At 60.2% G+C, this 12,767-nt stretch carries 11 protein-coding genes; 6 read left to right on the top strand and 5 right to left on the bottom strand.

The genetic code is table 11. From position 1 onward, the window contains the following. Positions 1–98: 98 nt before the first annotated feature. Positions 99–1,907 carry a TonB-dependent receptor plug domain-containing protein gene (locus tag ACIPR4_RS19790; protein WP_041587016.1) on the top strand — a complete coding sequence of 603 codons (1,809 nt, stop codon included), beginning with the start codon at positions 99–101 and terminating at the stop codon, positions 1,905–1,907. 56 nt (positions 1,908–1,963) lie between these two features. Beyond that, on the top strand, positions 1,964–3,847 hold the full coding sequence (locus tag ACIPR4_RS19785) for an APC family permease (protein ID WP_013570443.1): 1,884 nt from the start codon (positions 1,964–1,966) through the stop codon (positions 3,845–3,847). A gap of 5 nt (positions 3,848–3,852) precedes the next feature. On the opposite strand, the gene ACIPR4_RS19780 is transcribed toward ACIPR4_RS19785, so the two are convergent. The 3 genes from ACIPR4_RS19780 to ACIPR4_RS19770 are packed head-to-tail and all read right to left on the bottom strand — an operon-like array spanning position 3,853 to position 7,558. Beyond that, positions 3,853–5,745, bottom strand: coding sequence for an ATP-dependent DNA ligase (locus tag ACIPR4_RS19780; protein ID WP_013570442.1), 1,893 nt, complete (start codon positions 5,743–5,745; stop codon positions 3,853–3,855). 47 nt (positions 5,746–5,792) lie between these two features. Then, entirely contained in the window at positions 5,793–6,704 is a 912-nt protein-coding gene (locus ACIPR4_RS19775; protein ID WP_013570441.1) for an oxidoreductase, read from the bottom strand. Beyond that, positions 6,701–7,558, bottom strand: coding sequence for an oxidoreductase (locus ACIPR4_RS19770; RefSeq protein ID WP_013570440.1), 858 nt, complete (start codon positions 7,556–7,558; stop codon positions 6,701–6,703). Before ACIPR4_RS19770 ends, ACIPR4_RS19775 begins: the two co-directional genes overlap by 4 nt. 95 nt (positions 7,559–7,653) lie before the next feature. On the opposite strand from ACIPR4_RS19770, the gene ACIPR4_RS19765 reads away from it, so the two are divergent. The 4 genes from ACIPR4_RS19765 (at position 7,654) to prmC (ending at position 10,433) form a co-directional block, all read left to right on the top strand. Beyond that, entirely contained in the window at positions 7,654–8,115 is a 462-nt protein-coding gene (locus ACIPR4_RS19765) for a winged helix-turn-helix transcriptional regulator (RefSeq protein WP_013570439.1), read from the top strand. 32 nt (positions 8,116–8,147) lie between these two features. Beyond that, positions 8,148–8,336 (top strand): hypothetical protein, encoded by a 189-nt coding sequence (locus ACIPR4_RS19760; RefSeq protein ID WP_013570438.1) that lies wholly within the window; start codon positions 8,148–8,150, stop codon positions 8,334–8,336. 179 nt (positions 8,337–8,515) lie between these two features. Then, complete coding sequence (gene prfA / locus ACIPR4_RS19755; protein WP_013570437.1) at positions 8,516–9,583, top strand: peptide chain release factor 1; 1,068 nt, start codon at positions 8,516–8,518, stop codon at positions 9,581–9,583. Continuing rightward, the gene (gene prmC / locus ACIPR4_RS19750; RefSeq protein WP_013570436.1) at positions 9,573–10,433 is read left to right on the top strand and encodes a peptide chain release factor N(5)-glutamine methyltransferase; all 861 of its coding nucleotides are present in this window, start codon (positions 9,573–9,575) and stop codon (positions 10,431–10,433) included. Before prfA ends, prmC begins: the two co-directional genes overlap by 11 nt. Before the next feature lie 4 nt (positions 10,434–10,437). Here prmC and ACIPR4_RS19745 read toward each other — a convergent pair whose 3' ends face one another. Together ACIPR4_RS19745 and ACIPR4_RS19740 are read right to left on the bottom strand one after the other, a co-directional pair. Continuing rightward, positions 10,438–12,300, bottom strand: a complete 1,863-nt coding sequence (locus ACIPR4_RS19745; RefSeq protein ID WP_013570435.1) for a tetratricopeptide repeat protein — start codon at positions 12,298–12,300, stop codon at positions 10,438–10,440. Positions 12,301–12,339: 39 nt separating this feature from the next. Then, positions 12,340–12,765: a hypothetical protein gene (locus ACIPR4_RS19740; RefSeq protein WP_013570434.1), complete on the bottom strand. Its 426-nt coding sequence runs from the start codon at positions 12,763–12,765 to the stop codon at positions 12,340–12,342. Positions 12,766–12,767 lie beyond the last annotated feature (2 nt).

Here is a 12,767-nt window from a genome sequence, read left to right as displayed (position 1 = left end):
AAGGTTCGGAGGACTTCCGTGCCATTTTGAGCTTAAATCCGTTCGGCTTTCGGGGCGCACCGCGTAGATGCCGTTCTACTGCCGGATACACTGGACTTATGCGGCTGTTTGATTTTTCGCTTTGGTTTGGAGGCGGTCTTTGCCTCGGCCTTGCAACATTTGCGGTAGGGCAGCAGCCCGCAGCTCCTCTCTCCGTGCAGGAGACGGTTACGGTCCTTGGGGCGGCGGAGCCCGTTGCTGAGGGGGAGAATGCGCGGTCGGTCGAGACGCTTCCTGTTGCCGCGCAGGGCACGCTCCTTCCTGAACTGGCCTCTGCTTTACGGGCAGATGCTTCGGTCTTTGTGCAGCAGCGCGGACCGATGGGGGTCCAGCAAGACATCTCCATTCGCGGCGGAACCTTCGAGCAGACGCTGGTGCTTCTGAATGGCTTGCGCATCAACGACGCGGAGACATCGCACTTCAACTTCGATATTCCCGTTCCCATGGCGACTGTCGCATCGCTGGATGTGTTGCACGGCACAGGCTCCACGCTCTACGGAGCGGACGCGCTGGCGGGAGTCATCGACGTCAGAACCGTGAAACCGGAGGCCAGTGAGTTGCGTCTCCGCGCGGGCGTGGGGAGCTACGGCATCAACCAGCAGGCGGTTACGGCAAGCGGTGTGCGCGGGCGCGCTAGCGAGATGCTGGCCGCAGGGCGGGACTTTTCGACGGGCTTCATCGCGGACCGCGACTACCGCAGCGAAAGCGCTTCCAGCGAGAGCCGGGTTACTACTTCGCTGGGCGATACAGACCTTCTTCTTGCCGGAAGCGATCGCGCGTTCGGAGCGGACCAGTTCTATGGTGCTTATCCGTCGTATGAGCGGACGAAGGGGTGGTTCAGCTCGCTGGCGCAGGCGCTTGGTGCGAAGACGCTGGCGCAGGTGGCGTATCGCCGTCATTCGGACATCTACGTTCTCTTTCGGGATAACCCGGCGTACTACAAGAACCAGCATATCGACGAGAGCTGGCAGGGCGCGGTGCGGCGTCACGATGACGTGGGCAAGCATCTGCAGATCTTCTATGGCGTGGAAGAAAATACGGATGAGATCGGCAGCAACAGTCTCGGCCACCACGGACGCAATCGTGGCGAAGGCTATGTGAGTGCGGAGCTGCGTGGAGCGCGCGGATCGCTGACCGCTGGCGTGCGGGAAGAGGTTTTCAGTGGCGGAAATACTGTGGCTGCGCCGATGTTTGCCGGGGCCCTGCGTGTGCACGAGAAGTTCAAGCTGCGAGCCTCTGCGGGCTACGGCTACCGGATCCCTACGTTTGTCGATCTGTATTACAACGATCCGACCACGATCAGTAATCCGACGCTGAAGCCGGAGAGCGCGTGGAACTACGATGGCGGCGTCGATTGGTATGCGAGCGACCGCATTGCCGTTTCCGTTACCGGTTTTGCCGCGCGGCAGCACGATGCCATCGACTATGTTCGTGCCTCATCAGACGCCAAGTACCAGGCACAGAATCTGCGTGACCTCAGCTTCAATGGCGTGGAGGTCTCCGGGCAGGTGGGACTTGCGCACGGCCAACAGGTGAGGCTTGCGTACACGGCGACCATCGGAGCGCAGGATGCGTTGCAGGGGCTTCAGTCGCGCTTCGTCTTCAATCAGGCCGTGAACAACGCCAACGCGGAGTGGAGCGGGGGTTGGAAGCAGATCTCGACCACCGCGCGCCTGGGCGTGACGCAGAGGTATCAGCAGACGCCGTTCTCCGTGGTGGATTTCTCCGTTGCGCGCAATCGCAGCTGGTGGAGACCTTATCTGCAGATGACTAACCTGGCGAATACGGGCTACCAGGAGATCGCGGGCATACGCAACCAGGGGCGGGCGTTTGTGGGTGGGGTCGAACTGGTCTTCAGAGGAAAGTAAGGCTTTAACGGATTACTTACGCGATTCGGCCTATGCTCTCGAAGGATGTGAGGGGAATGGTGGATCGTTTGTCACTCTTCAGCGCTTTATTGGGTAAACCTCTGGCAACGTCAGAGGAGCGGGCTGAGCACGTGGGTCCGGTTGCAGGTATTCCGATCTTCGGTCTGGATGCTCTTAGTTCGGCGGCATATGGTCCAGAGGCTGCACTGACGCTTCTGATTCCGCTCGGCCTGATGGGCGTTCGTTACATCGTCCCCATCAGCTTCGCCATTCTTGCGTTGCTGACGATTGTCTTCTTCTCATATCGACAAACCATCGACGCTTATCCACACGGCGGTGGCAGCTTCACCGTTGCGAGCGAGAACCTCGGCGACGGTGCCGGTTTGTTTGCCGCAGCGGCGCTGATGATCGACTATGTTCTGACCGCGGCGGTGGGTATCTCCGCGGGCGTGGGTGCGCTGGTCTCTGCTGTGCCGAGTCTGCAGCCCCATATTCTCGCGCTCTGCCTTGGCATTCTGGCCCTGCTTACGCTGGTGAATATGCGGGGCGTGCGCGATACCGGCGCGACGTTCATGCTTCCGACGTATCTCTTCCTGGTCTCGCTGCTGGCAGTGATTGGTGTTGGATTGTTTCGCGCCGTGGCGACGGGAGGGCATCCGGTTCCGGTGGTTGCGCCTCCTGTTCTGCCTGCGAGTGTTTCCATGTTGTCGTACTGGATTCTGTTGAAGGTCTTCGCCAGCGGATGCACGGCGATGACGGGCGTCGAGGCTGTAAGCAACGGCGTGAATGCGTTTCGCGAGCCGACGCAGAAGAACGCAAAGCGCACGCTGACGATCATCATTCTCCTGCTCATGGTTCTGCTGGCTGGCATTGCACTGCTGTGCCGTGCGTACGGCATCGGCGCGACCGATCCGTCCGGCGCGGGCTACCAGAGCGTGCTTTCGCAGTTGATTGGCGCGGTGATGGGACGAGGCTGGTTCTACTACATCAGCATCGGTTCGATTCTCGCCGTGCTGGCTCTCTCCGCGAACACTGCCTATGCGGATTTCCCACGGCTTACGCGGGCGATCGCGCAGAGCGACTATCTGCCGCACGTCTTCAAGATTCGTGGACGCAGACTGTTGTACTCGCATGGCATCTATGCGCTGGTCGGATTCACGGCGCTCCTATTGATTGCGTTTCATGGAGTGACAGACAGGCTCATCCCGCTGTACGCCATCGGTGCGTTTCTTGCCTTCACGCTGTCGCAGGCGGGCATGGTGATCCACTGGAAGAAGCAGGGCGGCAAGGGCACAGGCTTCAAGATGTTCGTGAACGGTATCGGCGCCGTAGCGACGGGCATCACGCTACTGGTGGTGCTGGTGGCGAAGTTCACCGAAGGCGCGTGGATGATTGCGGTACTTATTCCTGTGCTCGTGCTGCTGATGAACTCGGTCAAGCGCCACTATGCGGGTGTACAGGCGCAGATTACGTGTGAAGTGCCGCTCAATGCCGCGAACCTGGTGCAGCCCTTCGTGATTGTGCCGATGGACGGTTGGACGAGGATTACCTCGAAGGCCCTGCGCTTTGGTATGAAGCTCTCCGACCAGGTGCAGGCAGTGCATGTGGGCGAGGAAGAGAACCAGTGCCAGATTCGCGCCGTCTGGCAGCAGTATGTCGCGGATCCGGTGTCGCATACAGACCGTGTTGCGCCTGAGTTGGTCGTTCTGGATTCTCCGTACCGCTTCGTGATCTCGCCACTGGTGGAGTACATCCTGAAGGTGGAACGCGAACATCCCGACAGGCAGATCGCGGTGCTTGTTCCGGAGCTGGTGGTGCACTTCTGGTGGCAGACGCTGCTGCATAATCAGCGTGCGCAACTGCTGAAGCTGCTGCTTCTGATGCGTGGTAATGGCAGGATTATTGTGATCAATATCCCCTGGTATCTGACGGGGGCATAGCGGAGTCAGGCCTCTGCGGGCTTGTCGGGCTGCGATTGATAGATCTCTTCCACGCGCTCCAGTGTGTCAATCTCTTCGAGCGGCTTGTCTGTACGGATGCGTAGGATGCGTGGGAAGCGCAGAGCGAAGCCGCTGGCATGGCGGCTGGAGCGCATCACGTTGTTGAAGGCCACTTCCAGGACGATGCCTGGTTCCACGGTGCGGAAGTGGCCCTGGTCTTCCAGCGTGTGGTCCTTCAGCCAAGCGGTGAGTTTCACGATCTCCGCATCGGTGACGCCGGAGTAGGCCTTGCCCACGTTGAGCAGATCGCCTTCCGGCGCGCGGATGGCGAAGGTGTAGTCGCTGAGAAACTGCGACCGCTTGCCGTGGCCGTACTCTGCTCCGGTGATGACGACGTCCAGCGTCCCCAACTGGCGCTTCAGCTTGACCCAGGAGATGCCGCGACGTCCCGGCTGATAGATGGAGTCGGCGGCTTTTATCATCACGCCTTCGTTCCCGCGCTCGCGCGCCGCGTTGTAGGCGCGGTCGAGGTCTTCGGCGGAGTAGGCGAGCGAAATCGGCGAGAGCAGCAGGCGCTGTACGCCCGTTTGTGCTGCGCCGTTGTCGTGGGCGAAGAGGCCTGTGTCCGCCGTTGCGGGAAGCGCTAGCGGAGAGTGTGTGACCGCTAGCAAACGCTCCGCGATGGCCTCCAACCGGTTGCGGCGTTCGCGCAACGGGAGGTCGAGTAAGAGAGAGTCGCTCGCATACAGAACGTCGAAGGCCATGAAGACCACCGGTGTGGCTGTGCGCACTTCGTTCGAGACGCGCTTGCGTCCGATGCGTGGCGAGAGTACGGCGAAGGGAAGCGCGCGTTCCTGCTGCACGTCCCATGCAAGGAGTTCGCCGTCGAGAATCATCGCGCCCGATTCCGCATGGGCGAAGGCTTCGGCGATTTCTGGGTAGCTTTCCGTTACATCTTCGCGATTGCGCGAATAGAGGGCGACGCGTCCCGGCTGTGCGGGATCGCCGCAGTGCAACTGCACGCGCATGCCGTCGTACTTGTCTTCGATCTGCGCGTGAATGTGAATGGCTTCAGGCGAGATCTCTTCCTGCGCTGTGACGGTGTAGGCGTCTTCGGAGACGCTGGGAGGATCCGGCTCGACGTGCGTCGGCGGAGGTGTGGAGGCATCGGACTCGACAGGAATCTTTGCGAAGCGCTCCACTGCTTCTTCGGGCGTTTCTACGGGTGAGGCAAGCATGAATCCAAGAGGATGGAAGAGCCGCATGCGCGCCTCGCGCAGAGTTTTGGCAAAAGCCATTTCGGTCGCGCAGGCGAGATCCGCCTGCAGCATCACGGCGTTGCGGACGTCTGACAGGGAGGCCTCCGCCGCCACGGCGATGGCCTCTTCGACCAGCGACTGCTTTACGCCGATGCGCATGTCGCCCAGCATCAGCTTGATGAGGTACTTTGCTTCGACCGGTATCGCGCGCGTGAGGAGATCGGTTAGGACGATCTGTCGGATGACTGTCGTTCTGGCGATAGAGGCCTGTGCGAAGGCGTCATGCAGATCGGTGAAGGTGAGCGTCGGTGGTGGGTTGTGTCCTGCGTCGAGGAAGAGATCGTGCGTGGCCGCGCCCAGATCGCCGTGCCTGCGGTAGGCCTCGGTCATGGCGGTGTCTGCCGCATGAGAAATGCTGGCGATGATCCGAGACAGGACCGCGCCGCCCGCATTCAGCTTGCGCGGGTCGGCTTCGGGGAAGGTCTGGCCCGCCAGATAGAGGGCGAAGAGGCCGGCTTCCTCGGGGCTTTGCGCGTGGACCGCAGTAATTCCTTCCGCGATGGCCGCGCGCTTTTTCAGGCGCGAGGAGGTTGCCGCGAGCACATCCGCGAGTTCTGCGAGTTGAAGAAAGAGGGCCACCCTGCATCTGATGCAGGGTGGCCGCTTTGCGTTCGGCTTATGAGGGACTACAGAGCGTACCGTATGCCGGTCAGTTCTTCCAGCCGTTCGAAGAGCGCGTTCCCGGCAACGTCGTCATAGGCAAACTTCGCCATCTGCGTGTCTTTGACGTTGCCGCGCATGCCACCGATGCCGTCCGGACCGTAGTACGCCGCGGGACTTGCCTCGAGTGATGTCGCCGCGAAGAGCGTCGGCTCCGCGCCCTTCGCGGAGCTCTGCGAAACAGGTAGAAAGAGCACGCTGGCCACCTTCATCCCGAAGCCCGGCCCGGAGAACTGCAGGCTGGTTCGAGCGTATCCGGGATGGCAGGTGGTTGAGAGCAGCCGCGTCCGAGCTCGGCGCTGGAGTTCGCGCGCGAAGAGAACGTTCTCCAGCTTCGTCTGGGCGTAGGTCCCGAACGGCTTGTAGCGCTTGTCAGAGTTCAGGTTGTCCAACTGCAGCGGCCCTCCCATCGCGTGGGCTGAAGAAGCGACTGTTACCACACGCGGTGCCGAGGCCCGCAGAATCGCTGGCAGCAAAAGTCCCGTCAGCAGGAAGTGACCCAGCACGTTCGTTGCAAACTGGATCTCGAAGCCGTCTACGCTCAGTGTGCGCTTGGGCATCCCCATCACACCGGCGTTGTTGATCAACGTATCGATTGGCCGCCTGTCTTCCAGTTGCTGTGCGGCAAATGCGCGCACCGAGGCCATGTTGGAGACATCCATTACTGCCGTGTGCAAGTGCGCGGAGGGCAGTATGGCACGGATCCGTGCGACGGCATCGTCTGCTTTGGCCTGCGTGCGGCATGGAATCGTTACCTCGGCGCCCGCGCGGGCGAGTTCGAGCGCTGTGTTCCAGCCGATGCCGCTGTTCGCGCCGGTGATCAGGATGCGTTTGCCGCTTTGCGTAGGGATGTCTTTGGTCGTCCAGGGCTTGCTCACGGCAGTTTGTGCTCCTTCACCTCGTCGTACTCGGTCGCCAGGGTCAGGTGGCTCCACTTTTCCAGCTCTGCGAGGCTGGCGTCGTAGCCTTCTTTCACATATTGCTTGGCAAACTTTCCCAGCACCAGGCGAAGCGGCGGATCGCTCTCGCGGGAGAGCTCGAAGAGAACTGCGGCTGCCTTGGCAGGATCGCCGGGCTCCTTGCCCGCGTACTGCTTGCGAAATTCAGTCCACTTGCCGACGCTTTCGGCGTACTCCGGCATGGGAGGGGCGAAGTCCATGGATGCCCCGGACCAGTCCGTACGGAAGCCACCCGGTTCGACGATCGTTACGCGCACGCCCAACGGCTTGAGTTCGTTGTAGAGCACTTCGCTGAAGCCTTCCACGGCGAACTTTGCCGTCTGATAGCCGGAGAGACCACTGCTGGCGCGACGTCCGCCGATGGAGCTGATCTGAAAGATCTGGCCATGACCCTGCTTGCGCAGAACAGGAATGGCGGCGCGTGTCGTGTGCACGACGCCCCAGAAATTGGTATCGAGCTGCGCGGCAAACTGCTCCGGCGTCTGTTCCTCAAAGGCTCCCGTCGAAGCGTACCCGGCGTTGTTCACCAGCACGTCGATGCGTCCAAACTTCGCTACCGTCTCGTCGATCACGCGCTGCGCCTGCTTCGGGTTGGTCACGTCGAGCGCAGCCGCGACGACGCGGTCGTCGAACTGCTCGGCCAGTTCTTTTAGATCTTCGGTCTTCCGCGCCGTGGCGACGACGATGTCGCCGCGCTCGGCTACGCCTTCCACAATCGCCCGTCCCAGGCCGCGGGAACTTCCTGTCACAATCCAGATCTTCTGTTCACTCATTGCTGCATACCGTCCTTGAAGATGAATATGCGCCTTGCGGTATCCAAACGCAATCAGGTACCTTGAGGTAACAAGGCATCAGCGAGGATCCTGAAATGGCGACAAAAGAGAAGATCCAAAGCATAAGAGACCTTACTCCGCAGGAAGATATCAGTCTGTGCAGCAGCATGAGCGACGAACAGGAGGCTGTGATTCGGGATGTGATTTCGCGCGTCGCGGACAAGTGGTCGCTTTGGGCGCTGAGCGAACTGGCGCAGCACGGGCCTCTCCGCTTCTCGCGCGTGCTGGAGCGTGTGGAGGGCGTCAGTCAGAAGTCGCTGACTGCAACGCTGCGGCATCTGGAGCGCGATGGCCTGATCACCCGGACGGTGACGGCGCAGGTTCCTATCCGCGTGGACTATGACGCGACGGATCTCGGCCGCGCCATGGTGCTGGAGGTCCATCCGCTGTGGATGTGGGCCGCCGTCAATCTGGACCGCTTTACGAAGTCGCGCCGCACCTACGACCGTAGCCAGGAGCGCCGTCTGCGCGCGGAGGCGGGCGTCGGAACCAACTAGCCCGGATCTTCGTATTCTTTTGCGAGGGATTTATGAAGCTTCTACTCTTTTTCATCCTGCTCGTGCTCTGCTGGCCGCTCGCCGTGGCGCTGGTGATCCTTTACCCGCTCATCTGGCTGATCCTGCTGCCCTTCCGGATCGTGGGTTTTGCCGTGGAAGGGGTGTTGCAGCTGATCCTGGGGATCTTTACCCTTCCGGGACGGATCCTGCGTTCCGCATAAATCGCCTGCCGCATCGCCGCGCTCCGCGATATCATCCAATAGACGCGATGTTCCCGCCGATCTCCATTCCGGCCTCGATCCACAGCTTGCACTAGCTGCGCCCTTCCGTCGCCCCTTTTCCTTTTCTAAAAATTTGAAATGTGCATCCCCGCACCACGTATGCGGGAGGAGTCTTCGCCATGTTTGATCGTTTGCAGCAGATGGAAGTGCGGTACCAGGAGCTTGAATCCGAGCTCGCCCAGCCTGAGATCGTTCAGGACCAGCCTCGTTACCAGAAGGCAATGAAGGCCCATCGCGATCTAGAGATTTTGATCGAAAAGTTTCGTGAGTTCAAGGAAGTGATGAACGGCATCGCCGATGCCCACACCATGCTTGCCGACCCGGACATGAAGGAGATGGCGGAAGAAGAGCTTTCTACCCTCATGCCGCGCAAGACAGAGATCGAAGAAGAGCTCAAAATCATGCTGCTTCCGAAGGACCCCAACGACTCCAAGAACGTCGTTCTGGAAATCCGTGCGGGCACCGGCGGAGATGAAGCCGCGCTCTTTGCCGAAGAGATGTTTCGCATGTACCTGCGCTTCGCCGAACAGCATCGCTGGAAGGTGGAAGTGCTCTCCGAGCGCGAAGGCGCCGTGGGCGGCATGAAGGAAGTCACCGCCATCTTCGAAGGCGACCAGGTTTACTCGCAGCTCAAGTACGAGAGCGGCGTGCATCGCGTGCAACGCGTTCCCGCAACGGAGACGCAGGGCCGCGTGCATACTTCGGCGATCACGGTAGCTGTTCTGCCGGAAGCGGAAGAGGTGGACGTGAAGATCGAAGCGAAGGACCTCCGCATCGATACCTTCTGTTCGTCCGGACCCGGCGGACAGAGCGTGAATACGACGTATTCCGCGATCCGCATCACGCATCTGCCGACGAATACCGTCGTCTCCTGCCAGGATGAAAAATCGCAGATCAAGAATCGCGAGAAGGCGATGCGCGTTCTGCGTTCGCGCTTGTATGAAGTCGAGATGGAGCGCGTGCATCAACTGCAGGCCACGGCGCGTAAAGCGCAGGTAGGCTCCGGTGATCGTTCGGAGAAGATCCGTACGTACAACTTTCCGCAGAATCGTCTCACGGACCACCGCATCGGTCTTACGCTGCACCAGCTGGAGTATGTGATGGAAGGCAAGTTGCAGCCCGTCGTCGATGCCCTGATTGCCGAAGATATCGCACAGCGTCTGAAGGCCGACGCCAATGCCGCCTGAAGTCGCCCAATCGATTCGTGAGGCGCTCAGCGAGGGTGCCTTACGGCTGCACGAGCGCGAAGATATTCGCGAGTGGGCCGTGCGCGACAGCCATCTGCTGTTGCAGCACGCACTTGGGGTTTCGCGCGAGCAGATCATGGCGTGGCCGGAGCGCATGCTCACACCACGGCAGAGTGCGGCCTTTGAACATCTTGTCAGCGAGCGTCTCCGCGCTGTGCCGATCCAGTATCTGCGCGGACAACAGGAGTTCTATGGGCGCAACTTTCTCGTAACGCCGGACGTTCTGATCCCACGCCCCGAAACCGAACTCATCATCGACGAGGTAAAGCGTTACATCGATCCGAGTGCGCTGGTGATGATCGCGGACATCGGTTCGGGTTCCGGTGCGATTGGCGTCACGCTGGCCGCAGAGTTTGAGATGGCGCGCATTACCGCCGCCGATCTTTCGCCCGCTGCGCTGGCTGTCACGGAACAGAACGCGATTCGTCATCACGTCTCCGACCGTGTGCGTACCTTCGAGAGCGATCTTTTTTCCGCGCTCGGGGAACGTATCTTCGATTACGTTGTCTCGAACCCGCCATACATCGCGGCGTCGGAGCGCGACAGTCTGCACCCGCAGGTGCGCGATCACGAGCCGGAGCTTGCGCTCTATGGCGGAGAAGACGGATTCGAGATCTACACACGTTTAATTCCGCAGGCATGGAAGCACCTTCGTCCAGGTGGCATGCTCTTCCTCGAAATCGGCAAGCCCGGCCAGGCTCTGAGCGCGAATCTGAAGGCCTGGAGCGATGTCTACACTGTCAAGGACCTGCAGGGTTTGCCGCGGCTCATCGTAGCTCGTAAGCCTTAGTGCATCAGTTGCTCTCCGGCTGTACGTGCAACTGACTCATGTAGAGAAGCGTCTCCGGATCGTCTGGCTTCAGGCGAAGGACTTTTTTATAGAACGGCAGGGCCAGATCGTCTTGTCCCTTGCGTTGAAATAGAACACCCATATCGAAGTAGGAGAGTGGGTCATCGGGATTGTTGTCGATGGCCTTCTGAAAGCACTGAATGGCCTCGTCTTCGCGGTCCTCCTGCACGTAGAGATTGCCCAGATCGATGTACGCCGCACTCTGATTTGGCAGTTGGCGGATCGCGCGTTTGAACTGCTCTTCGGCAAGCTGGTTCTTGCCCACAGCTTCGAGGGCGACGGCGTAGTTGACCACCGTCTTGGTGTCGCTCGATTGCAGCTGCAGCGCGTGCTCGTACTCCTTGATTGCCGCCGCAGGCCTATCCTGCTGCACGTAGATCTCGCCGATGCTGGCGAAGGCCCGTTGATACTTCGGCCGCAGGCGAGCGGCCTCCCGGTAGCTCTCAATCGCTTTGTCCAGATCGCCTCGTTCGCGCAGCGAGAAACCGAGGTTGTACCAAAGCACCGAACTCCGAGGCGTCGCTTCCAGCGAACTTTGGTAGAGCGAGACGGGGCTGTCCCAGTCCGCTACGCGGGCCCGGACGCGCCACACTCCCCACGCCGTCCAGAGGAACAAACCTCCAAGGACGATTCCCTTCCATTGTTTTCGATTGATCTCGGTGAGCGAGACGAGTGCGAGCGTAAGACCCATGGAAGCGAGATAAAGAAAGCGCTCGCCCATGCCCTGGTAGATGAAGACGAAGCCGCAGAACGGAAGCAGCGTGATGCAGACCCATGCGATGCCTGTTCCTGCGATGGGTGCCTTGCGGCGCAGGAGGAACGCTGTTCCTATGAGAGCGAGCAGCCCCACCCACGCTGCAATCGCTGCGATAGAAAAGGTATTTGGCGGAAGCGAGGTCGAGCGCTCAACACTCATGTGGACGGGCGCCAACACCCATCCCAGATATTTCCAGAAGACCGTGCCCACGGACCAGAGAGAGCGCGAGCCTTCTCCACCGTGCGCACCGATCCAGTACTTGACGTAGCCGCAGACGAGATCTGCCGTCAGCCCAACGCTGGCCAGCTTGATCCATAGCTTGCGGCTTCCACGTCTTGTTCCGTAGATCAGAAGCAGGGTCAGCGGAAAAAGCAGGAAGCCTTCTTCGTGGCTGAAGATCGCTCCCATGGAAAGCAGGAAGTAGCAGACGAGGGTGATGTGCTTTTCTCTGCGGAGATAAGAGGTCGCGCAGAGCAGGCCGAGCAGAAGAAAGAAGCTGCTCAGCAGGTACGCCCGTGCGCTGATCCACACGACGGCCTCCGTGTTGATGGGAAGGCCCAGCCACAGGATCGCCGCAATCGCCGCTGTCCTGGTGGAGACGTTGACGCGTCGCAGAAGCTGAAAGAGAAGGACGCCGTTGACCCAGTGGAGGAGCAGGTTGGTCAAGTGAAATCCACTCACACTATTAATGCCCCAGAGCTGCCGGTCGAGTTCGAACGTAACCCAATAGAGAGGACGGTAGGTGAAGCCGCCTCCGCCGAGAAAATCGCTGGTGAAGGCGACCGGCAGGAAGAAGAAGCGGGCAATGGTCAAACGCCAGGAGACGAGAGCAGGGTTGTTCAGAATCTGTTCGAGATCGTCATAGACGAAGGGCGCTTTGAACGCCTTCCAATACAGAGCCAGAACCCAGACCGCAGCCGCCACGGCAAAGCAAAGAGAGGTGTGACACCCGCAACACTGTAATAGAGCTTCAGCACGCGCCTGTATCGTCGCTGTTCCCGAGGGGACGGAGGTCGAAACGGCAGCGCGCTTAGGGGCTTTCTTCTTCATTCAATTTAAGGCTAGCAGCTTCTAAAGGGCTTCATCGACTTAGTACAACTGCACCTTCCAACTGTGATGCTCCGCGTCCATCCACTCCACTACGCGGGAGGACATCGCAGCGTGCGCGTTGTACTGTGGCGTGGCCACAGGGACGGCATCGGCGGTAGCAAAGCAGAAGCTCTTCACCCAGCAGCGGATCTCTTTGCCGGGGTCAGCCGGTGCGGCCATGCTCTTCTGCAGGACCAGCCGGTCCGGGGAAAAGCCTTTGCGTTCCACGTAGATGTCGTTGGCCGCGTTGATATAGACGCGCGCGGAGATGACATCGGAAGGACGGGGATAGAAGCTGGTGATGCGTGTGCCGTCTACGCGAACGCGGCTCACCATGTCCCACAGGTAGATGCGATTGCGATAGTGATAGAGCAGCACGCCCGGCAGCACCGTGGTCACAAAGAGGAAGAGTAGAAACTTTCGCATGG

Source organism: Terriglobus saanensis SP1PR4, assembly GCF_000179915.2.
GTDB classification, from domain to species: domain Bacteria; phylum Acidobacteriota; class Terriglobia; order Terriglobales; family Acidobacteriaceae; genus Terriglobus; species Terriglobus saanensis.
This window is presented reverse-complemented; position numbering and strand designations above follow the sequence as displayed.

Excerpts from the sequence above, each read along its gene's own strand:
- ACIPR4_RS19790 (WP_041587016.1), top strand. The coding sequence starts at position 99 with ATGCGGCTGTTTGATTTTTCGCTTTGGTTTGGAGGCGGTCTTTGCCTC.
- ACIPR4_RS19785 (WP_013570443.1), top strand. The coding sequence starts at position 1,964 with ATGGTGGATCGTTTGTCACTCTTCAGCGCTTTATTGGGTAAACCTCTG.
- ACIPR4_RS19770 (WP_013570440.1), bottom strand. The coding sequence starts at position 7,558 with ATGAGTGAACAGAAGATCTGGATTGTGACAGGAAGTTCCCGCGGCCTG.
- ACIPR4_RS19765 (WP_013570439.1), top strand. The coding sequence starts at position 7,654 with ATGGCGACAAAAGAGAAGATCCAAAGCATAAGAGACCTTACTCCGCAG.
- ACIPR4_RS19760 (WP_013570438.1), top strand. The coding sequence starts at position 8,148 with ATGAAGCTTCTACTCTTTTTCATCCTGCTCGTGCTCTGCTGGCCGCTC.
- prfA (WP_013570437.1), top strand. The coding sequence starts at position 8,516 with ATGTTTGATCGTTTGCAGCAGATGGAAGTGCGGTACCAGGAGCTTGAA.
- prmC (WP_013570436.1), top strand. The coding sequence starts at position 9,573 with ATGCCGCCTGAAGTCGCCCAATCGATTCGTGAGGCGCTCAGCGAGGGT.
- ACIPR4_RS19745 (WP_013570435.1), bottom strand. The coding sequence starts at position 12,300 with ATGAAGAAGAAAGCCCCTAAGCGCGCTGCCGTTTCGACCTCCGTCCCC.
- ACIPR4_RS19740 (WP_013570434.1), bottom strand. The coding sequence starts at position 12,765 with ATGCGAAAGTTTCTACTCTTCCTCTTTGTGACCACGGTGCTGCCGGGC.